Source organism: Hyalangium versicolor, from assembly GCF_020103695.1.
Taxonomy (GTDB): domain Bacteria; phylum Myxococcota; class Myxococcia; order Myxococcales; family Myxococcaceae; genus Hyalangium; species Hyalangium versicolor.
This window is the reverse complement of record NZ_JAHXBF010000041.1, coordinates 56074-78230: the sequence shown is the minus strand read 5'-3', so window position 1 is coordinate 78230 and position 22157 is coordinate 56074. Positions and strand designations below refer to the sequence as shown.

Sequence of the window (22157 nt, the reverse complement as noted above, 5' to 3'; positions counted from 1 at the left end):
CGTTAGAGACTCGAAGCCGGTCGCGCATGGCCTGCGGAACAACTTCATCCCGTAGGCTGCCCGGCCGTGCGAGGCGCCCTCGCGACAACGTGTCCTTTCGCTTTGGCTCTCCACAGGAGCCAGGCGCTCGCCACGGAGAGCACGAGCAGGGTGAACACCGAGCCCTCCACGCCGTACTGGCCGCCGGTGAGCCAGTCCGGGCCGCTCAGTCTCCCTTGAAGCAGCCCGGTGCTCTCATGGCCGGAGACCGCGATGGAGAAGAGGGTGCCCAGGGTGTAGTTCCAGGCGACGTGCATGCCGATGCACAGCCACAGGCGGCGCGTCACCATGAACGCCGCAGCGAAGAACGCGCCGGCCACCACAGTGTTCGCAATCGCCAGCACTCCTGCACCGGCTCCCGCGAGGTGTGCCAGGCCGAACAGGAACGCTGAGATGGCCAGCGCAGGCCAGCTCCCCAGGGACTGCTCGGTGATGCGGAAGAGGATTCCACGGAACAGGAGCTCCTCGAACACGCCGGCGAAGATCATCTCCGCCAGAGGAATGAGGAACGTCATGCTCCAGCCGTTGCTTCCCACCCACGCGTAGGCGCCGACCGTGGCGAGCATGCCGATGACGGCCACCACCAGCAGGGCCCCGGTCAGCAGCCCCAAGCCGAGTTCAGCGGGTGCTCCCTCCTGGGAGAACTCCGAGAGCGGACGCCTCTCCGTGAGGCGCACATAGAGTCCATACGCTGCCAGCGCGGCGCTGGCACCCATCAGCCACTTCCACATGCTGCCGCCCAGCTTGTCGCCCATGGAACTGGCCAGTGACATCGCCAGTCCCACGGAGAGCGCGACGGCAAACGTGCCCAGCACGATCCGCGTCAGCGGGAACCGCAGGAAACGCCTGCCCAGCGATTCGGACGGACGCCTCATGGATTCCCTTCAGGAAGGAGTGAACGCCCTCGGGGCGGAGCTGAACCGAACTGGTATGGCCAGCATACCAGCTGGTTCAGACCGCCAGGCCAGGGGCTGCCCTGAAGGGCTCAGAAGAAGAAGAACGCGCTGCTCTGCACGGCCCAGTCCTTGGCCAGGGTCCCATCCTGGTACGTGTCCCGGATCTGAGCGTAGTCCAAGCCGATCCGGATGGCCTGCGTCGCATCGACGAACGCGCCTCCCTCGATCATCGCGATGCTCTTCCGGGCGGCCGCGGGGTTCGTGGTGAAGTCCCCCAGGTTCTTCACATCCAACCGGTAGTAGCCGGCGAAGAGGCCCAGCCGGCCCTCGGTTCCGGGCACGTAGTACTCACCGTTCACGTACCAGCTCTGGGTCTTCACCAGGTGCAGCGCGCCGCTCGCGTCATAGACGGCGAGCCCCGGATCGATGCGCGCCGGGAACGCGGGTGACGCGGGATTGGGGTTCTGCGGCGTCGCTGTGGGAGGAGGCAGGGCGGGGTTGGCGATGCCGTTCGCCGCGGCCGTGTACTGGTCCGCGATGCCCGAGCCCCGCGCGAACTCCGCCGTGAGCGCCAGTGCGTTGTCCTTCTTGTCCTTCGTCCCGGGGATGATGGGGATGAAGGCGTCCACCGCGAAGGCGCCGCCCGAGGCTTTGTTGACGGCGTGGGGGTCGGCGGTGAACTCGGGCACCTTGAAGGTGCGCGTGTCACCCGTGATGGCCAGGGACAACGGCTGCACCGCGGTCGCCGTCAAGAAGGACGTGTGGATGCCCGTCCACTTCGTGAGGGCCGCGCGCGCACCCGCCTGGATGTTCGGGATCGACGAATCCCGCTGCGAGGGGCGAAGGGCCGCCACGGCCAGCTCGACCGTGAGCGGATCCGTCTTGATCGTCTTGCCCACGCGCGCCTGGACCGTGCGCCCGAACAGCTCGCCGACCACGCCGGGCCACTGGACGACAGCGGGGATATAGGTGCCCTGCCAGCCAATCAGGTTCCACGTCTGCCCGACGGTGAAGTCGAGGATGGGGGTCTCCGCCTTGAAGAAGGCATGGCGGATGCGCAGGGTGGGGTTGCTGAAGAAGGCCGCCTCGGAGTTGGTCGAGCCCGGCGTGGGCGCCGTGCCGCCCGTGTTCTGGAAGATGCCGGGCTCCGAGCCGAGGAAGTCCGCCTCGAGGTTGGCGGTGAACGAGTAGCCCGCGGGTGAAGGCGTCTTGACGCGCAAGCCAAAGCGGGAGTCTCGCGCCGTGAAGGTGGTGCGCCCGTGGTCTCCCGCGAAGGTTCCGGGGCGGGGGACTTGTTGGTTGCCCACGAAGTCGTTGAAGCCCTCGGTCGAGTGGTACATGAAGTCGGCCTCGGCAAAGCCGTAGATGGTCGTCGACCACTTGCCGAAGACGAAGGTGTTGGCGTCGCTCGCGCGCTGGCCCAGCGGCTCGCCCAGGTCGCGCAGCGCCGCCTGGTACTCCTCCTCGGTGAGGACCTGCTTCTCTCGAAGGAGGCGCAGCGTGGTGAACGCGGTGGCGCGCGGCTGGTTGGGGTCCGCCGGGGGCGCGGCCGGCGGCGGAGGCGACATGGGAGGCGGAGGTGCTTCCGCGGCTCGCGGCGCGGAAGGCGCGGGGACCGGGTCCGGAGTCTTGGTGTCCGGTGTCCCGGGCGGTTCCGGGGGTTGGGGGGGAGCGACAGCCGTCTGCGCCACTGCGGTACTTCCCAGACAGAGACTTGCTGCCAACCACGCAATCTGCCGAGTCATGACCATATAGAGAGCCCTCCGGGGCGGCAGCTTACTGTCGGGCGCTGGGGGATGAGGCATGAATCACTCCTCATGTGGAAAATGTTCCCGTTCACGACTTCCTGCGTCATGCGCCGAGTGCCTTGTTCTGGAGGATGAGTAGGGTAGGCTCCGCCCGCGCAACGGTGATTGGGGGAGCGCGGGAGCCACTCCGTGAGCAACGACTTCATCCTCGAGACGAGAAACCTCACCCGCGAGTTCAAGGGCTTCGTCGCGGTCAATGGCGTGAACCTTCGCGTGAAGCGCGGGACGATTCACGCGCTCATTGGCCCCAACGGCGCGGGCAAGACGACGTGCTTCAACCTGTTGACGAAGTTCCTGGTGCCCACCCGGGGTCGCATCTTCTACAAGGGGGCGGACATCACCTCGGTGAAGCCTGCGGCGGTGGCCCGGCGCGGCATGGTCCGCTCGTTCCAGATCTCCGCGGTGTTCCCGCACATGACGGTGCTCGAGAACATCCGCGTGGCCCTGCAGCGCAAGCTGGGCACCTCCTTCCACTTCTGGAGCTCCGAGCACACGCTGCGGAGCCTGAACGATCGCGCCCATGCCCTCCTGGAGGAGGTGGGCTTGCGCTCCTTCGCGGACACGCTCGCGGTGGAGATGCCCTACGGACGCAAGCGCACGCTCGAGCTTGCCACCACGCTGGCGCTCGATCCGGAGCTGCTGCTGTTGGACGAGCCCACCTCCGGTATGGGCCATGAGGACATCGCGCTCGTCACCGCGCTCATCCAGCGCGTCTCGGCCCAGCGCACCATCCTGATGGTCGAGCACAACCTGAGCGTGGTGTCCCACCTGTCTCACACCATCACGGTGCTCCAGCGCGGGAGCATCCTGGCCGAGGGGCCCTACGAAGAGGTGTCGAAGAATCCGCAGGTCCGGGAAGCCTACCTGGGAGCCGCCGTTGCCTCCTGACGATCAACCCACCGAAATCCTCCGCATCACCAACCTCCACGCCTTCTATGGGGAGTCGCACATCCTCCATGGCGTGGACATGACCGTGAACCGCGGCGAGCTGGTGACCCTGCTGGGGCGCAATGGCTCCGGGCGCACCACCACCTTGAAGGCCATCATGGGGCTGGTGGGCAAACGCAGCGGCTCCATCATGGTGAACGGGCGCGAAGTCATCGGCATGGCCTCGCACAAGGTGGCCCACCTGGGCGTCGGCTACTGCCCCGAGGAGCGGGGCATCTTCTCCAGCCTCAGCGTCGAGGAGAACCTCCAACTGCTGCCCAAGGTGCGCAGCGGGGGGATGACGGTGGAGGAGATTTACAAGATGTTCCCCAACCTGCTCGAGCGCCGGAAGAGCCAGGGCACGCGCCTGTCTGGAGGCGAGCAGCAGATGTTGGCGCTCGCCCGCATCCTGCTGACCGGGGCGCAGCTCCTGCTGCTGGACGAAATCACCGAGGGCCTGGCGCCCGTCATCGTCCAACTGCTCGGCCGGGTCATCGGCCAGCTCAAGGAGCGGGGCTACACCATCGTTCTGGTGGAACAGAACTTCCAGTTCGCCGCGCCGCTGGCGGATCGGCACTACGTGATGGGCCACGGCCACATCAGCGAGATGATTCGTAAGGATGAGCTGGCCTCGAAGATGGACTCCCTCCACCACCAGCTCGGCGTCTAGGGAGCCCGCGCCGCAATCGCTCTATCCCCCCTTCTCAAGGAGTCACCGCATGAAGCTGAAGCGTTCCCCCTCCGTGAAGTCTGGAGCCGTCCTGTCCCTGTTGGCTGGGGTGGCCCTGGCAGGTCAGCCCGCCAAGCCTGCTGCTCCGGCCGCGCCCGCCGCTCCGGCCGCGTCGACTCCGGCTGCATCGACTCCGGCTGCCGCGCCCAAGACGGTGAAGATCTCCGATGACGTCATCAAGGTCGGCGTGCTCACGGACATGTCCGGCCTCTACTCGGACCTGGCGGGCCAGGGCTCCGTTGTGGCCGCGCAGATGGCCATCGATGAGGCGACCGGGGGCAAGGGCACGTTGCTCGGCAAGAAGGTGGAGCTCGTCTCCGCGGACCACCAGAACAAGGCGGACGTCGCCTCGAGCAAGGCGCGCACCTGGTTCGACGTGGAGAAGGTCGACGGCATCTTCGATCTCACCAACTCCGCCACGGCGCTCGCCGTCCAGGAGCTGGGCAAGACCAAGAGCAAGTGGGTGGCCGTGAGCGGCGCGGGCTCCACGGCGCTCACCGGGAAGAACTGTTCGCCCACGGGCGTGCACTGGATGTACGACACCTATGCGCTGGCCACTGGCACCGGTGCGGCCGTGTTCAAGGAGGGGGGAGACACCTGGTACTTCCTCACTGCGGACTATGCCTTCGGACACTCGCTGGAGGCGGACACCGCCGCCACCATCAAGGCCAAGGGCGGCAAGGTGCTCGGCGTCTCGCGGCACCCGCTGAACACCTCGGACTTCTCCTCGTACCTGCTGCAGGCCCAGGCCTCCGGGGCGAAGATCCTCGGCCTGGCCAACGCGGGTGGGGACCTCATCAACTCGGTGAAGCAAGCCAAGGAGTTCGGGCTCACCGACTCCGGCCAGAAGCTGGCCGGCCTGCTGGTGTTCATCTCGGATGTACACAGCCTGGGACTGGAGAACACCCAGGGCATGTACCTCACCGAGGGCTTCTACTGGGACCTGGATGACAAGTCGCGCGCCTGGTCCAAGGGCTTCTTCGACAAGTTCAAGAAGGCGCCCACCATGGTCCATGCGGGCGTGTATTCCTCCATCTTCAACTACCTGAAGGCCATCGAGGCCACCGGCACGGATGACCCGACGGCCATTGCCCAGTACCTGAAGTCCATCACCATCAACGATCCCGTCATCCGCAACGGCAAGCTCCGCGACGACGGCCGCCTGGCGCACGACATGTACCTGCTCCAGGTGAAGAAGCCGTCCGAGTCCAAGAAGCCCTGGGACTACTACACGGTGAAGCAGACCATCCCGGCCGAGCAGGTGGCCAAGCCGCTGTCCCAGAGCGAGTGTCCGCTGATCAAGAAGTAGTCCGGCCCGAAGGGCTGCCCGCGGCGCGCGAGCGGGTTGTGCGCGCCGCGGAGGTGTTCCCCCTGCTCACGAGGTTCTCTTCATGTCGGCACAGGTGCTGATGGGGCAGTTGTTGATCGGGCTGATCAACGGTGCTTTCTACGCCATCCTCAGCCTGGGGTTGGCCATCATCTTCGGCCTGCTCAACATCGTGAACTTCGCCCATGGTGCGCAGTACATGCTGGGAGCCTTCGTGGCCTGGCTGGGGCTGACCTACCTGGGCATCAACTACTGGGCCTCGCTGCTCGTGGCGCCGCTGGTGGTGGGCGCAGTGGGCGTGCTCATCGAGCGATTCCTGCTGTCGCGCCTGTACAAACTGGATCCGCTCTACGGGCTGCTGCTGACGTTCGGGCTGGCGCTCATCTTCGAGGGCATCTTCCGCCACCTCTATGGAGTCTCCGGCCAGCAGTACAGCGTGCCCGCTGGGCTCGCCGGAGGCCGGAACCTGGGCTTCATGTTCCTGCCCAACTACCGGGCCTGGGTCATCGTCGCGGCGCTGGTGGTGTGCTTCGCCACCTGGTTTCTCGTCGAGAAGACAAAGCTGGGGGCCTACCTTCGCGCGGGCACGGAGAATGCGCCACTGCTGCAGGCCTTCGGCGTGAACGTGCCGCTGCTGGTGACGCTGACGTATGCGTACGGCGTGGGCATGGCGGCGCTGGCCGGAGTGCTGGCGGCTCCCATCTATCAGGTGAGTCCGTTGATGGGCTCGAGCCTCATCATCGTCGTGTTCGCCGTGGTGGTGATTGGCGGAATGGGATCGATCCTGGGCTCGATCGTGACGGGGCTGGCGCTGGGCTTGCTCCAGGGGCTCACGAAGGCCTTCTATCCCGAGGCCTCGAACGCGGTCATCTTCCTCATCATGGCGCTGGTGCTGCTGGTTCGGCCCGCCGGACTCTTCGGCAAGGAGGCATAGGGCGTGGAGAGACAACGGTGGGGATATGCGGTTCTTCTCGCCCTGGCGCTGGCGCTGCCCTTCTTCGTGGACGATGCCGTCCTCTGGATGAAGGTGATGTGCTTCGCGCTGTTCGCCAGCGCCTTCAATCTGCTGCTGGGCTACGCGGGGCTCTTGTCGTTCGGCCACGCGGCCTTCCTGGGCTCGGCGGGGTACGTCACCGGGCACCTCATCAAGGAGATGGGGTTCCCTCCGGAGTTGGGCATCCTGGCGGGCACGGGGTTCGCGGCGCTGTTGGGGTTCGCCTTCGGCGCGCTGGCCATCCGCCGTCAGGGCATCTACTTCGCGATGATCACCCTGGCGCTGTCGCAGCTGATCTTCTTCGCGGCGGTGCAATTGCCCTTCACCCATGGCGAGGACGGCCTGCAGGGCATTCCTCGGGGGAAGCTGTTCGGCGTGGTGGATCTCAACTCGCCCTACGGCATGTATTACACGGTGCTCGGCATCTTCCTGCTGGGCTTCCTGCTCATCTACCGGACGATCCACTCGCCCTTCGGGCAGGTGCTGCGCGCCATCAAGGAGAACGAGCCTCGAGCCATCTCGCTGGGCTACGACGTCAACCGGTACAAGCTGCTGGCGTTCGTCCTGTCCGCCGCGCTGTCGGGCCTGGCGGGCTCGACGAAGGCGCTGGTGTTCCAGCTCGAGTCCCTCACGGACGTGCAGTGGCACATGTCCGGTGAAGTCGTGCTGATGACGCTGCTGGGCGGAATGGGGACGGTGTTCGGCCCGCTGGCGGGCTCCTTCGTGGTGGTGATGATCGAGGACTATTTCGCCGGGCTGGGTGAGTGGGTCCCGGTCATCATGGGCTGCATCTTCGTCTTCTGCGTGCTTGTCTTCCGCCGTGGGATTGTGGGCGAGGTGGCCGCACTCTGGAAGAAGCGGGCTTGACGCTTCGCGCGAACCAGCTGGAGACTTCTGGCTCCAAGAGGGAGGAGCCGGATGACCGTGCGAAGCGCTGGAGCCCGAGCGTCATCCGGCAAGGAGCCCTCCCCGAAGTCTCCCGCTTCAGGTGAGGAGCGCACTCCTTCGAGTGAAGCCCGCTCCCTGCCAGGGCCTCTCTGGGGAGCGCTCTCCATGCGGGCTGCGTTCCCCACAGGTGGGCCTCCGTCCGAACCGCGTCGGGGCTACTTTCGCGGCTCGCCAGGGGGCCGGCTGCACCGCAAGTGCGGCGGGTGTGGGGGAGCACTCGATGAGGTGCAGCGAAAGTGCGCCTCCTGTGCGCGGGAGGAGGAACTGCGGCGCGAGGCGGATGGCTCGTCTCCGCGAGGGACTCAGGACGGGAGAGGGGGCGTTCCTCCCATCGTGGACACCGTGCTGGGAACTCCCGGGCGGCCATTGGACGCAGAGACGCGCGCGGCCATGGAGCGAGGGTTTGGGAGGGATCTCGGAGCGGTGCGCATCCACACGGATGCCCTCGCGGGTGAGTCGGCGCGGGCCGTGGATGCACTCGCCTACACTGTCGGAAACCACGTTGTCTTTGGTGCTGGCCGCTATGCCCCACTTCGAGCTTCAGGGCGGGAGCTGCTGGCGCACGAACTGGCCCATGTGGTGCAGCAGGGGCAGGGGGGCGCGAGCGTTCCCCAGGCGCGATCGCTGAGCATCAGCCAGCCCTCGGATCCTGACGAGAGAGAGGCGGACGCCATCGCCCAGCGCGTCGTCGCGGGGGACGTGGCGCGGATGGGTTCGGGCTCCGGCGCCGGCATCCTTCACCGAGCGGTGCGCGAATCGGTTGTCCGGGACTTCCTCCCCAACCCTCGCCAGGCCCGTGCCTGCCTCATCCACGTCCACGGCGACGAGCAGAACGCCTTCCAGTCCGCTACCGAGTTGCGCCGCACGCACTGCGTGAACTTCGTCCACCTCAGTGCGAACTCCAGCCGCTATGTGCACATCGACCTCCCCGGAGGGGGCACCTGCGAGGCCGATCCCAACCGCGTCTTCACTCCAGCGGGACTCGCGAGCCATGCGCTGCACGGCTCTTGCTCGAACTCTCGGGTAGCACGCAGCGACCTGTCTTCCTTCGCGGGCAGCCTGGAGGCGGCCATTCGCGAGTGCCGGCTCGGTAGCGGGAGCTCTGGAGTGGGAGGCTCCCTGCCGCTGGTGGCCTTCCACAACAACACGATTGGGAGTGGGCTCGACATCCACTCCTATGATCCGCCGTCTTCGCCGGGAGCCACCGGAGGCAGCGAGAGCGGCGCCACGGAGAGGGACCGCTCACGGCTGACGCCTCCAGGAGCCTCGGGGCCTGTCACCAACCCGGCCGTCCAGTCCGGGCAGAGCCCGGATGACTTCCTCCTCACCACCTCGCTCGCGGACATGCGGGCGTTGTCCACCGGCGTCCCAGGGGGCAGCGGGCGGCGGTACAACACCGTGCTCCAGTCGACGGCACCGACCGACGATGGCTCGCTTTCCGTCGCGGTGGCGCAGCAGGCCGCAGCCGCGAACGCGCCCGACCGCTACATCAACGTGGAGGCCGGCGGGAAGCGCTTCCGGCCAGCCACCACGCCCCGAGGAGGCGGCACGCCCGTTCCCTCCGCCGCGTTCGTCAACAACCTGCAGATGGGGCTCGACGTCCTGACGTTGCTCGGGGTGCCGAGGCAGCCCTGTGATACTCCGGGCTCTGCTCCTGCCCAGTCGTCCCCTCCCGCTTCAGGCGAAGGTCCCCGTTTGATGAGACAGGTGGATGGGGGGACTCCCGCGGAGGAACGCGCCGGCATGGAAGAGCAGCCCGAGGGCTTGCTGGAGCGCATCATCCGGCTCATCCGGCTCATCCTGGATGCGCTCGACGAGACGTCCCGCCTGCCGGCTCCGGCTCCTCGGGATCCGGTGCCCCCTTCCACCGATACCTGCCGCACGTTCGCGGACTCCGCCGCGCTCGATGCCCGCAAGGCTTCGTGGAGCACACAGCTCGCCGGAATGGCGATTCCGGACGTGGTCCAGTGGATCATCGGTATGGGCTCGGGGAGCGTCTTCACTGCCGCTCGGAGCGAGGCACGAGCCCAGATGGACTGCCTGCTCGCGGCGCTGGAGGCCGCTGCCGGGCGCACGGGTTCCGGCATCTCGGTTCCGGGGGGGCGCCGTGCGAACTGGGTCGTGGGCGCCGCGGGCCAGTGGGGCTACCGCGACTTCACTTCGCAGCGGAGGATCTGGGAGCGGAAGTTCGACTTCCGCGTCGACAGCCCGACTTCTCCGGTCATGCTCTCCGACCGGAATCCGAACGCCTTCGATCGGATCAGCGCCAGAGCGAGGCGCACCTGTGGCTCCCTGCTGGGGTCCGAGCTCAAGTGGAACCCCGAGAATCCGGCGCACCGGTTGGCGTGGGGAGCCGCCGCGCTTCCTGGGACCACGCCGCCCGCGATGCCGGCGAGAGCCCGGAGCCTCACCGCGGACGAGCGGCAGCGGGAGATCCTCGAGGCCTCCTCGGCGCCCGGGATTTCCCGGCATCACTGGGGCACCGACGTGGATCTGCTCAGCGTGGAGCCAGGGCATTGGGCAGCGGGTACGGGCCGCTTCGCAGGCGCCTATTCCTGGCTTCGCGCCAATGCCTCCACGTATGGCTTCATCCAGTCCTTCACGCCGCTGTCGGCGGTTGGAGGTCTGGGCTACATGGCCGAGCAGTGGCACTGGTCCTACTACCCGGTCGCGCAGGCGCTCCTGGACTTCGCCCGCGCGCATCTCACGGACATCGAGGGTGCACTCCAGACGCAGTGGGGCTCGGCTCCGCAGTTCAGCTACATCCGCCAGCACTGGCAGCAGTTCATGTTCAACGTCCACCAGCGGCCCACCCCGTTCTGACGTCCCGCAGTCGTCACGCGAGGATGAGCAGGGGGCGTGGTAGGCCATGCCCCTGCCGCGCCCGCGCCCTTTCTCTTCGGTTGAGAGCGACGCTCACGGCCCTCCAGCCTGGCTGTCGTCGCTCGTGGTCACGGAGTATCCGGTCGCCCCCCCGTCTTCCGTGTTGGGCCGTAGCACGATGCGCACGGTGGCCGCCGGGTTCCTCGCGCACTCCGTGGCGAGCTTCAACTCGATCGTCGCGTTAGGGCTGTTGGGGATCAGGTGGATCTCCGCGGGGTACCCGTCCAGGTTCACGCGGTCCGCGACGCCACCGAGCGTCTCCACCACCTGGCGGAGACTTACTTCCCCCGATTCGTCGTTGACGTAGATCCGTACCAGCACGCCGGAAGTACCGGGCCACGCCGTGACATCGAGCACATCGAGCACGCTCCCGGTGGTGCGGCATCGCGCGGGAGGGGGAAGCGGGTCCACGACTCCGTATGGAGGCTGACACGCCATGGTCACGGTGGTGGTGCCTGCCGCGATGAGCACATTCAAGTGCTTGAGCACGCGCTGGCGGACCGATGCCGCTCCACTCGCGGCGACTGGCTTGGGGAGGATCTCCGGCATCAACTTCTTGCGGTCGTCGCTCACAGGCTCACCTCCGCCCGGGCCCGCTGGAGTGGCGTCGCGACCCTGTCTCCGATCTCGGTCAATGGCAGCCCCTGGGGAACAGCCTGTGCCAGCCGTGCCGCCAGAGCCCGCGCTCGCACCCGGAGCCCAGCCTCCTCGGCGCGCAGGCGCTCCGCGAGTTCACGCGAGAAGTTGGGATCCCCCGAAGGTGGAGCCTCCTCGCGCACCCGAGCGATGATCTCCCGCATCGCTCGTACGCTGCCCGTGCCCAGCGCGCTGCACAGGGCCTTGCCCTCGTCCAGCCATCCGGGCAGCAACTGCTCCGGGTGGAAGCGGCGGACCACCTCCACGTCGAAGCGGGTGCTCATCAGCGTGTTGGCCAGCGCATCCGGGGCGAAGTTGCGCTCATGGAAGACGGTGCTTGTCAGCGCGAAGACCCGTTCCACCTGCGCGTCATGCAGCGAGTAGTCCCACTGCAACCAGTCCCCGCGCGCGCGCCCCTCCTTCTGCATGCGGTGGAGCAGCGGCGTGCCCGCGTACAGCTCCGTGCGCCCGAAGTTGAACGGGTGGTGAGCGTGCGCCTCCATGAACTCGAGGTTGTCCTCCAGGCTCTCGATCGTCGTGTCCGGGTCGAACAGCAGCACGTTGAAGCACGTGTACAGCCCGAGCCGCTCCACGCGCTCCATGGCCTCCCAGTTGTGTTTGGGCTTTGCCCAGCGCTGGAGTGTCTTCAGCCCCTGGTCCGCGTCTGTCTCGATGCCCACGTAGCAGCGGATGCAGTGCAGCCGCTCCACGAGCACTGGGAAGACGCGCTCCTGTACATCCGTGGGGCGCGCCTTCACCACGGTGGCGAAATGGCGGACCTTGCGCGCCTCGAGCAGGTCCGCGAGCCGGTTCAGCCGCTCGGCGTTCTTGGCTCCGCTGGGCAGGAAGAAGTTGTCGTCGTGGAACACGAAGATATCGATGCCGCGCTCGTGGTGGAGCGAGGCCATCTCGTCCGCCACGTCCTCGAGCGGCCGCTCACGGTAGCGCTTGCCCGGTAGTACCTGCTCGTGCCACGCGGCGATGCAGCAGAACGTGCAGTTGGCGTAGCAGCCCCGCGTGCTCACCAGCGGCGCGATGCGATGGCCAAAGCACTCGGCGGGCTCACCCCGGCGATCCGGCCAGGCCAGGGTGGCCAACTCCGGCGCATTGCGCAGGGGGTTGATGCCGGGCACGCCCTGGGCGTCTCGTACGGCGAGTCCCAGCATGTCCCCAAAGGCCTGCCCCGAGGCGACTCGCTGAACGAGCTCGACCAGCGTCTCCTCGGCCTCCTGGCGACAGATGGAGTCCACCTCGGGGAAGTCCCGCAGCACCTCCTTGGAGGCGAAGGTCGCGAAGTGCCCGCCGAAGGTGATGTGTCCGGAGTACCCTCCCTCCCGCAGGGCCACCGCGAGCGCGAGCATGTCCGGGGCCCGCCACTGGAACGCCATGGAGATGCCCACCAGCACGGGAGGCTCCGGTGCCCGGGTGATGCGCTCCACGAGGCCCGGCAACTGCGAGCCTTGGTTGAAGGGGAGAATCTCCGAGCGGAACCCCACGCGTGCCAGGGCACTCGCCAGGTATCGGAGTGAGAGGTTCTCTTCGAATTCAGGGCCTATGAGGGCGACCCACTGCTGGCGCATGCGCACTCCCACGATGGAGCAAGGGCGCCGGCCTCGCCTTGGACCTTTGGAGGTAATTCAACCCGGTCTTCGTTCCCCAGACAAGCCGAGTTCCCGCCTTCTGTGGCGGCCCCTTGGGGTGGGAGGGAGCGAGCTGGAAGGGGGCTCCCTCACGATGCTGGGGTTCCCTTCGCCCCAGTGTAGTAAGTTGGCCTGAATGGTACGTCCTTCAGTTCTGGTGGTTATCGGGTTCCTCGCTTTCACCTCCCTCGACGCATCCGCCGCGCCTCCCGAGGCGGCTCCCGCGAAGTCCGTGGCGGAGGCCTCGAAGCGGCTCGAGGGGGCTCGCGCCGCCCTCACTGCTGCTGTTCAGCGAATCGAGAAGGATCCGCCGAGCAATCCTGATCTCGACGCGGCTCTCGTGGCGGTGGAGGCGCTGAAGGGCGCGCTCGACGCGGGCGCGAGCTTCGAGACGGCGGATCTCGACTACGCCAGGTCCGTCCTCGCGGCGCGCAAGGAGCTCCGGACGCAGCGCGAGTACGTCGAAGGGCGTCGCGCCAAGGTCCACATCTTCGACTCCCGTCGGCGCATGGACGAGGCGCTCGCGACCCTGAACGATCGCATGACGAAGTTCTCGGGGAAGGAGCCCGGTCCCAAGGAGATGGACGATGCTCGGGCCGCGGTGGATGCGGTCAAGAAGCTGGCGGACGAGAGCCGGCCCCTGACGAAGCAGGATGAGAAGTTCGCCGCGTACATCTCCGACGTCGACGCGACCCTCGCCCGTCACCAGAAGGCGATCGACGACCGGTGGTTGGCGCAGTCGGCGCAGAAGCAGCGCGGACTCCTGGACGAGAGCCGCAAGGCGCTGGCCTCCGCGGTCACCGAGCTGGGCAAGGCCTGGTCGGACGAGAAGTTCTCGGCCACCGACAAGGCGGTCACGGCGCTGCAGAAGGCGATCGACGAGGGCAAGCCGCTCGAGGATCGCGACAAGGCGTACCGCGGGGAGGCGGACAAGGCTCGCGCCGAAGTCACGCAGGCCCGGCGCAAGATGGAGGAGTCGGTGGTGCAGGCGGGGGTCTCTCGCATCAAGACGGAGATGGAGCCCGCCCGGGAGGAGCTCAACGCGGCCGCAAAGGCGCTCCGCGCCCGGAAGCCCACGCCCGAGCAGTTCGCCGAGGCGAAGACCGCGGCGTTCGTGGTCCGCAAGCTGGTGGAGAAGTACGAGCCGCAGGCCGCGGCCAGCCAGCCCATCGCCCAGTACCTCACCGAGGTGAAGAACACGCTCACCGAGGTGGAGGTGTCACTCGAGGTCCGCAGCCTCGATACGGCCCGTGCCGACGTCACGCAGGCCCTGCGCAATCTCGAGAAGCGGAGCGTGACTCCTGAGCAGTTCGAGGAGGCCAACACGGCGATGGTCATCCTGCAGAAGACGCTCGAGACGGTTCACACGAAGAACCCCGCGGTCAGCCCCTCAGCTGCCGACGCGCGTCAGTTGCTCAAGGATGGGAAGACGACGATCGAGCGGCGCCGATACGAGGTCGACCTGCAGCAACAGCGCGCGAAGGTCGACGAGGCGCGCAAGAACGCGACGGCCCTGGTCGCTGGAATTCAGAAGGAGAAGCCCTCCGATGCGCAGATCCAGGAGGCGGAGAAGGCCATCCAGCAGATCGGCGTGGTGTTGGATGCCGGCGTTGCCTTCGTGAAGAAGGACCGCGACTACGGGATCTACGCCAAGGAGTCCAAGGAGCGCATGGCGGAGCTGACCGATCGCGTCAACCGGCGGAAGATCGTGCTGGCCGCGGCGGACGCCCGCGTGCAGCTCGCCGAGCGCCTGGCCACGGCGAAGGAGAAGCTCGACGCCGCGAAGCTCGCCACCTCCACTGACGGCGATATCGATGCGACCTCGAAGGTCGTGAACGATCTCATGCAGATGTTCGAGGCGCGCGCGGAGCTGGAGGGGCAGGACGCCGGCTACGCGTCGTACGCGGAGCGGTCGCGCAACGAACTGCTGAAGCTGGTGGAGGCGCTCGAGTTCGCGCGGCAGGCGCGGGCGTTGCGGAAGATCACCGGTGAGGCCCTGGCCGCTGCCAGCACGACGTCGGAGGCGGCCGCTTCCGCTGCGGACCTGCGCAAGAAGAAGGACCTGTACGCGAACGCGATGGACAAGCTCAAGGCTTGCCAGGACGAGGGCGCCAAGATGGTGAAGGAGAACGCCGGCCTCGCTGGGGTCGACGTGCTCATTGGCGGACTGCCTACGCGGCCCCAGGATGTGATGGCGCAGTGTGCCCAGAAGGCTGCGTCGCTGCAGGAGCCCCAGAAGAAGGTCGACGTGCAGATCCGGTTCGAGGATGGCCCGCGGAAGGCATACGACCTGGCGAAGTCCCTGCTGTCCAAGGGGCGCAAGAACGAGGCGCTCGATCAGTACAACGGTTGCGTCGCGGAGGGGCGTATCCTCGAGAACCGCTATCCTGAGTTCAAGGATCAGAAGTTCGATGTCAGCGGCACGAGCATGAGCGTGCTCGAGCTGATCCAGGTCTGCGTGAAGGAGCGCAAGCCACTGCAGGCGGCCCGCTGATCTCGAAAGGTGCGTATGGTCAGGCAAATCGGGATCGCTGTCATGGGCTTGGCCTTGCTGAGTTCATGCGCATCCACGCCACGCACCGCGGCAGCCGAAGCGCCATGCGACGGCAGCCTCTTGGAGATCGAGGGTCATCGGATTTGGGTGCATGCGCAGGGCGCCGGTCACCCAACCGTTGTTTTTGAGTCCGGCTTCGGAAATGACTCATCCGTCTGGGAGTCTCTCGAGAAGCATGTGAGAGAGAGAGGCTTCCAGACTTTCGTCTACGACAGGGCTGGGCTCGGTAAGAGCACCATCAACCCTTCAGCGACCTACAGCATTGATAATGATGCCCAAATCCTGAGGACAGCACTGGAGAGGTGCGACATTGCAGGGCCGATCGTCATGGTCGGCCATTCGTATGGCGGCGCAATTGGCCTCGTGCTTGCTGAAAAGAGCCAGCAGGTCAAAGGACTGGTTCTCCTCGATGCGGTCGTTCCAGGCGTCTGGGGGCAAGGAGAGCTCGAGAAGAACCTGGCGGTCATGCGGAGCCAATATGATGAAATCAGGAGGGAAGCTCCGGAACTAGCCAAGGTCGCCATCCCGTGGGCTGAAGCGCTGCCAAAGACGACTCAGCGAGTCGATGGCGTCTCGCTGCCTGAATCCCTGCCGGTCATTGATATTGTTGCGGAGAATGGCCAGAACAGCCCGGAGAGCACAGCGGTGTGGCGAGAAGCCCATCGAAAATTTGTTGGGTCCTCTCCCAGCCGGACGTACGTTCTTGCCACGGGGAGCTCACACAAAGTCATGAAGGACAAGGAACAGGTTGTCCTTGATGCCATCATGACAGTCATTGGCCGTGCGGGTGGATGAGCAGCCGTCTGGCAAAGCCGAGGTAGACCCCATTGCAGGTCGCTCTATGTCACGCGACGGGTTCGAGTCTTCCCCGGGGGGCTTTGTTGGGACTTACTCTTTGGCGTGGCTCGCTTGCCACGGGTGCCATGCGGGCGCGAACGAGTGGGGCTTGCTGGCTTGGCTCCAGGTAGAACCTCGGAGTTCTCCTCGAAGAATTTTCGGATGAAGGTCATCGCGTTCATCAGCGAATCCACAGGACCCATGCCAAAGATCGGTCTGATCCGAGGTCGGGTATACCCCTCGATCAGGATCGGGCAGTACCAGAGCCGCCGCTCGGGGTAGTGCACGGGCCTGCCCACCATGAGCCTCGAGCTCCGATGCTTGCCCGAGGGAGTTACATACTCCCAGCAGTCCTCGGTAATCGGATCTTCAATCCGCTTCAACTTCGGACGCCAGTCCTCATCATTCTCAGGCATGGATCATGACCTCAAGGGGTCCTGGGCGGGCCAACGTAGGCCCGGCAGAATACGAGGCATGCGGCCTTGCCTGTGTAGCATGAGCCAAAGCAAAGGGCCTTGAGCTTCTGTTGTCGCTTCGTCCTGCCTGGGAGGTTCTCGCAGAATCGCGTGACTCCCTGCCTGGCACGCCTGGATACATGCGAAGGACTGCCAAGGGTCTGCGGTGGTCTCGGACTCCCCAGGTTCCGGGGCAGGCAGTGGCTCCAAGCAGGCCTCCGGGTTCAACTCGCAGAATGAAGCGACATGTCCCTCGGTTGGCGGTGGTAGCACAGGGCTGGTGACCGGTGCCGTTTGGTAGAGGTCCCCTCTGCGTTGGTTTGCTCCGATTGCACACCCTGCATTGTGAGCATCAGCAGCAAGGGGAGCGCGAGGAGTCTTGGCACGCAGGCCAGTGTAGCCGGAGTCAGGGGTCCAGCGTTGAAGGCTTCCCGCTGAGGCTGGCGCGATGCTACGCGGGCGGAGGGGACGGCTCGCTCGCGGGTGACGGCAGGGGCGCAGGCGCCTCGGGGCGCTGGCCCGGTGTTCCGGTGAAGAGGAACTGCAACGCGGCGGGTGCGCGCTTGCGCCAGTCGTGCTCGCTGTGCTTCCCGTCCTGATCCGCGATCCAGCAGAGCGAGGAATCATTCCAGCCACGCTCGCGCAGGTGGTGCACCAGGCGCTCCGCGTCGGCGACCACCGAGCCTCCGTCCTCCCTGGCGCCCGCGTCGATGTAGATGCGAGAAGTCCACGGCTTCGGCTGCGCGGCTACGTAGTCGAAGATCTTCCGCTCCGCGAACCAGAAGGACGGAGACATGCACAGCGCGGCACCGAACAGGTCCGGATGGCGGAAGTGCGCGTACAGCGCGGCAAGGCCGCCCATCGACGAGCCGCCCACGGCGGTGCCCGCCGGATCCGTGCGCACCTTGAACTCCTGAGCGATCCGCGGCGCCAGCTCCGCCTTCACCCACGCGAGCAGATCATCCGCCCGCCCCGCACTGTCTCCCGAGGTGAAGGGGGACAGCTCGTCGAGCCGCGAGGAGCCGCCGTGATCGATTCCCACGATGACCGGCGCCGGCAGCCCCTGCTCCGCCAGTTGCTTCACCGCGTGGTGGATGTACCAACCGCCCGAGAACGAGGGCGCGTCATGGAAGATGTTCTGTCCATCGAACATGAACAGCACCGGCGCGCCCCCCGCCGCTTCGTTCGGCGCGTACACGCGCACGTGGCGCTCCTGCCCCAGGCCGGGCACCTGAAATGGCCCCAGCAGGTAGATGATGTGCTCTGCCATGGATGTGAGCTTCCCCCTCGGTAGGCCCAATTTTTGAAGCAGGCCGCGCTGTGACAAGCCCCCGCCGGCACGAAAGAGGTCCGCACGCGCTCGCGCGGCAGTGCACACCGTTCACCAGTGGATACAAACCTCGAACCGACCGAGGTTCAGATGCGCGTTCGCGACTCCGAGCCGGGTTGTTATGGTGCCCGCCATGCCTCAGCTCATCGTCACCGCAGTCGGTCCCGATCGCCCGGGTCTCGTCGCCGATCTGACCCGCCACGTGTATGACGTCGGCGCCAGCCTCGCCGACAGCCGCATGGTCAACCTGCGCGGCCACTTCGCCCTGCTAGCCCTCATCGAAGGCTCCTCCGAAGCGCTTGCCTCGCTTCGGCGCAAGCTCGAGAGCGATGGCAGCGAGATGGGGCTCCACGTCGAGATGTATGAGGCGGCCGCCGCCACCTCCCGCGCCCCCGGCAGCGTCCCCTACCGGCTCAAGGTCTACAGCAACGATCAGCCCGGCATCACCGCCCGTGTGACTGCGCTCCTCCGTGAGCACTCCGTCAACGTCGAGGAGCTGGAGACGCGGGTCGAGTCGGCACCCTTCGCGGGCACGCCGCTCTTCGTGCTCGAGGGCGTCGTCACCCTTCCGCAGGGCACGAGCGCCCGCAAGATGCGTGAGGAGCTGGCGACACTCGGCGAGAAGATCGGCTGCGACATCGATCTCGATACCATCTGAGCCCGGAAAACACCGTCCGAGAGCATGGACGGGCGTGGAACTCTGACAGGGTGCGTCATGGCTGGAGCCGGTGGCGTGGCTCCTTGCATGCGCTTTCATTTGCTCCTAGGTTGGCCCCGCGCTGACTCGCTGTGGACGGCGGGGTGCCTCCCTCTCCTCGCGTCAGTGCATGCAGACGCCCCTGAAACACTGGAGTTCACATGGAACGATCGCTCTCACGGCGGAAGCGTGCTTCTCGCGTTGCCCTCCTGCTGTTGGCACTCGCGGCCTGTAAGGATGACCCCAAGCCGGACCCCAAGCCGGATCCGGATCCGGATCCCCCCATTGAGCAACCCGACGACTGGGCCCCGGTCACGAGCGCCATTCCCAAGGATCCCGCCATCGAGGCGCAGATCGACACCCTGCTGGCCAGCATGTCGCTCGAGGAGAAGGTCGGGCAGATCACCCAGGTGGAGATCTCCAACGTCACCCCCGAAGAGGTGAAGCAGTACCACCTCGGCTCGGTGCTCAACGGCGGTGGCGCATGGCCCAACGGCAAGAAGGCCTCCACCCCCGACGAGTGGAACGCCCTGGCCGACCAGCTGTGGGAGGCCTCCATGGATGCGGCCAATCCCCACCGCATCCCCATCATCTGGGGCGTGGATGCCGTCCACGGCCACAACAACGTGAAGGGCGCCACGATGTTCCCGCACAACATCGGGCTGGGCGCCGCCAATGATCCCGAGCTGATCAAGCGCATCGGCGAGGTGACGGCGCGCGAAGTAGCCCGCACGGGCCTGGACTGGGCCTTCGGGCCGACGCTCGCCGTCGTGCGGGACGACCGCTGGGGCCGCACCTACGAGGGCTACTCCGAGGATCCCGCCATCGTCGAGGCCTTCGGCGGCAAGATGATCGAGGGGCTCCAGGGGCAGCTCGGCAAGGATGCGAAGAGCGGCGAGAAGGTGATCGCCACCCCCAAGCACTTCCTGGGCGACGGCGCCACCAAGGAGGGCAAGGACCAGGGCATCACCTATGTGACGGAGAAGGAGCTGCGCACCGTCCATGCCCGCGGCTACATCCCGGCCATCGCGGCCGGAGCCCAGACGGTCATGGCCTCCTTCAGCAGCTGGCAGGACGCGGCCAAGGGAGAGACGGCCAAGGCCTACAAGATGCACGGCAACAAGTACCTGCTGACGGACGTGTTGAAGACCAAGCTGGGCTTCGACGGCTTCGTCATCTCCGACTGGAACGGCATCGGGCAGATCACCAAGGCCAACAGCGACTCGCCCCGGGATTGCACCAACGCGGATTGCCCGCAGGCCATCAACGCCGGCGTCGACATGGTGATGGTGCCCTACCGCGCCGACTGGAAGCCCTTCATCACGAACACCATCGCGTCGGTGAAGAGCGGGGAGATCCCCCAGGCGCGGCTCGATGACGCCGTCCGCCGCATCCTGCGCGTGAAGTTCCGCTCCGGCCTCTTCGACAAGCCCAAGCCGTCGCTGCGCAACGCCTCGCACGAGATTGGCACCAACGACAACCGCGCCGTGGCGCAGGAGGCCGTGCGCAAGTCGCTGGTGCTCCTCAAGAACAACGGCGGGACGCTGCCGCTGTCGCGCTCGGCGAAGATCCTCGTGGCGGGCAAGAGCGCCAACAGCCTGTCGAACCAGTCCGGTGGTTGGTCCCTCACCTGGCAGGGCACGGACAACACCAACGATGATTTTGGTGGCGGAACCACCCTCTGGCAGGCCATCCAGAAGATCGCCCCCAACGCCAAGCTCGACACCAGCGTGGATGGCACCCTGGCGGATGACAGCTACGACGCCGCCGTGGTGGTGATTGGCGAGACGCCCTACGCCGAGGGCCAGGGCGACATCGGCAAGACGAAGACGCTGGAGCTCTCCCGGCTGCGCCCGGAGGACTACACGCTGCTGCAGAGCCTGAAGGCCAAGGGCGTGAAGAAGATCGTGACGGTGTTTTATTCCGGCCGTCCGCTCTACTCCAACAAGGAGCTCAACGCGTCGGACGCTTTCGTCGCCGCCTGGCTGCCGGGCACCGAGGGCGCGGGCATGACGGACGTGCTGTTCCGCAAGGACGACAACTCCATCAACTACGACTTCCACGGCAAGCTCTCGTACTCGTGGCCCAAGGCGCCCTGCCAGGTTTCGCTCAACAAGGGCGATGCGAGCTACGACGCGCAATTCGCATACGGCTACGGGCTGACCTACGCGCAGGCCCAGGAGCTGGGGGCGCTCGACGAGACGACCCAGACCAAGGGCTGTGGCGTCACCGACGGGGATGGCAGCACCACCAACACCCCGTTGGTCATCTTCGAGCGCGGCAACCAGGACGACTGGGTGATGCGCATCGGCGCGCCGTCCAACTGGGGCGGCATCGACGTGCTGCAGAACACCAGCAACACCACGGCCCTGGCCGCCAATGAACTCAGCGTCACGCCGGTGGACGACGGGGGCGGCATCCAGTGGGCCGCCGCCAACGTAAAGTTCAGCGGCACGGGCCAGGTCTACATGCAGAACAAGAACGGCGGCGTGGGCCGTCCCCTCAATCCCTACCTGAACTCCAGCGGCGCCCTCGTCTTCGCGGCGAAGGTGAACGTCGCGCCGGCCGCCCAGGTGAACCTCTCCATGCACTGCATCTACCCGTGCCTTGGGGAGATCCAGCTCACGGAGACCCTCAAGGGCCTGGAGGGCAAGGGCTGGAGCGAGCTCGCTGTTCCCCTCAAGTGCTTCGAGGACACGGGCCTGGACTTCAGCACCGTGAACACGCCCTTCCTGCTCTACACCTCGGGCGTGTTGGATGTGACGCTCGCCAACATCCGTTGGGAGCCCAACCGGGCCGGCAACGTGAGCTGCACGACCACGCCTCCTCCGCCTCCGGTGTCCATCACCGAGGACAAGGATGCCTACGTCAACGGCGCTGTCGCCGACACCAACCTGTTCGCCGCGCCCAGCGGGTGGACGAGCGGGACGTCGGGAACCGTCACGGTGGATTCCGGCTTCGACATTGGCGGGGGCGAGAAGGTGATCGACGTCTCCTTGAAGGGCCTCAAGGAGGGCGGCGGCAACGGTGGCTTCGCCTTCGGGCTCAAGGAGCCGCAGTTGATGGATGTCTCCTCCATCGCCGAGACGGGGGGGGTGGAGTTCGAGATCCGCGTGCTCGACTACGGCGCCACGACCCAGGACTTCTGGGTGAAGATCATCTGCGACCGCAAGGCGGACAGCTGCACGACGGGTGACTTGAAGACCCTCATCGGGCACCCGGCGCTCGACACGTGGACGACGGTGAAGGTGCCGTTCTCCAACGCGTCCTACCCGGCCACCTGGAACAAGGGCCGGGTCAGCTCGGTGCTGGAGATGCTGCCGGCCTGGGACGACCAGGCAGGCAACATCCACTTCCAGCTGCGGAACATCCGCATCAAGAAGCAGCTGAACTAAGCGTGTGTTGAAGCAGCGGGCCAGGGGGAGGCACCCCTCCCTGGCCCCTGTTTCATTCAGC

General features: G+C 66.4%; 15 protein-coding genes. 10 read left to right on the top strand and 5 right to left on the bottom strand.

Features of this window, described 5'->3' with window-relative positions; genetic code table 11:
* Positions 1–44: 44 nt before the first annotated feature.
* Positions 45–914, bottom strand: a complete 870-nt coding sequence (locus tag KY501_RS48400) for a CPBP family intramembrane glutamic endopeptidase (protein WP_224372165.1) — start codon at positions 912–914, stop codon at positions 45–47.
* A 110-nt stretch (positions 915–1024) separates the two neighbouring features.
* A complete protein-coding gene (locus tag KY501_RS48395; protein ID WP_224372163.1) occupies positions 1025–2503 on the bottom strand; it encodes a hypothetical protein in 1479 nt (492 codons plus the stop codon).
* Positions 2504–2872: 369 nt separating this feature from the next.
* On the opposite strand from KY501_RS48395, the gene KY501_RS48390 reads away from it, so the two are divergent.
* The 6 genes from KY501_RS48390 (at position 2873) to KY501_RS48365 (ending at position 10492) form a co-directional block, all read left to right on the top strand.
* Positions 2873–3631 carry an ABC transporter ATP-binding protein gene (locus tag KY501_RS48390; RefSeq protein ID WP_224372161.1) on the top strand — a complete coding sequence of 253 codons (759 nt, stop codon included), beginning with the start codon at positions 2873–2875 and terminating at the stop codon, positions 3629–3631.
* Complete coding sequence (locus KY501_RS48385) at positions 3621–4340, top strand: ABC transporter ATP-binding protein (protein WP_224372159.1); 720 nt, start codon at positions 3621–3623, stop codon at positions 4338–4340. Before KY501_RS48390 ends, KY501_RS48385 begins: the two co-directional genes overlap by 11 nt.
* A 49-nt stretch (positions 4341–4389) precedes the next feature.
* Positions 4390–5709 (top strand): ABC transporter substrate-binding protein, encoded by a 1320-nt coding sequence (locus tag KY501_RS48380; RefSeq protein ID WP_224372157.1) that lies wholly within the window; start codon positions 4390–4392, stop codon positions 5707–5709.
* Positions 5710–5791: 82 nt separating this feature from the next.
* Complete coding sequence (locus KY501_RS48375; protein ID WP_224372155.1) at positions 5792–6661, top strand: branched-chain amino acid ABC transporter permease; 870 nt, start codon at positions 5792–5794, stop codon at positions 6659–6661.
* A 3-nt stretch (positions 6662–6664) separates the two neighbouring features.
* A complete protein-coding gene (locus KY501_RS48370; protein WP_224372152.1) occupies positions 6665–7588 on the top strand; it encodes a branched-chain amino acid ABC transporter permease in 924 nt (307 codons plus the stop codon).
* Between the two features lie 306 nt (positions 7589–7894).
* Positions 7895–10492 carry an eCIS core domain-containing protein gene (locus tag KY501_RS48365; RefSeq protein ID WP_224372150.1) on the top strand — a complete coding sequence of 866 codons (2598 nt, stop codon included), beginning with the start codon at positions 7895–7897 and terminating at the stop codon, positions 10490–10492.
* Positions 10493–10585: 93 nt separating this feature from the next.
* Here the strand turns inward: KY501_RS48365 and KY501_RS48360 are convergent, their stop codons facing one another.
* Both KY501_RS48360 and KY501_RS48355 read right to left on the bottom strand, forming a co-directional pair.
* Positions 10586–11125, bottom strand: a complete 540-nt coding sequence (locus tag KY501_RS48360) for a hypothetical protein (RefSeq protein WP_224372148.1) — start codon at positions 11123–11125, stop codon at positions 10586–10588.
* Positions 11122–12768: a B12-binding domain-containing radical SAM protein gene (locus tag KY501_RS48355; protein WP_224372146.1), complete on the bottom strand. Its 1647-nt coding sequence runs from the start codon at positions 12766–12768 to the stop codon at positions 11122–11124. The genes KY501_RS48360 and KY501_RS48355 overlap by 4 nt, the downstream gene beginning before the upstream one ends.
* A 196-nt stretch (positions 12769–12964) precedes the next feature.
* Here KY501_RS48355 and KY501_RS48350 point away from each other — a divergent pair, with 196 nt between their 5' ends.
* Positions 12965–15322 (top strand): hypothetical protein, encoded by a 2358-nt coding sequence (locus KY501_RS48350; RefSeq protein WP_224372144.1) that lies wholly within the window; start codon positions 12965–12967, stop codon positions 15320–15322.
* 42 nt (positions 15323–15364) lie between these two features.
* Positions 15365–16177 carry an alpha/beta fold hydrolase gene (locus KY501_RS48345; RefSeq protein WP_224372142.1) on the top strand — a complete coding sequence of 271 codons (813 nt, stop codon included), beginning with the start codon at positions 15365–15367 and terminating at the stop codon, positions 16175–16177.
* A gap of 948 nt (positions 16178–17125) precedes the next feature.
* Here the strand turns inward: KY501_RS48345 and KY501_RS48340 are convergent.
* Complete coding sequence (locus KY501_RS48340) at positions 17126–17944, bottom strand: alpha/beta hydrolase (RefSeq protein ID WP_224372140.1); 819 nt, start codon at positions 17942–17944, stop codon at positions 17126–17128.
* Between the two features lie 193 nt (positions 17945–18137).
* Here KY501_RS48340 and KY501_RS48335 point away from each other — a divergent pair, with 193 nt between their 5' ends.
* Positions 18138–18662 (top strand): glycine cleavage system transcriptional repressor, encoded by a 525-nt coding sequence (locus KY501_RS48335; RefSeq protein WP_224372138.1) that lies wholly within the window; start codon positions 18138–18140, stop codon positions 18660–18662.
* Positions 18663–18862: 200 nt separating this feature from the next.
* A complete protein-coding gene (locus KY501_RS48330) occupies positions 18863–22096 on the top strand; it encodes a glycoside hydrolase family 3 protein (protein WP_224372136.1) in 3234 nt (1077 codons plus the stop codon).
* Positions 22097–22157 lie beyond the last annotated feature (61 nt).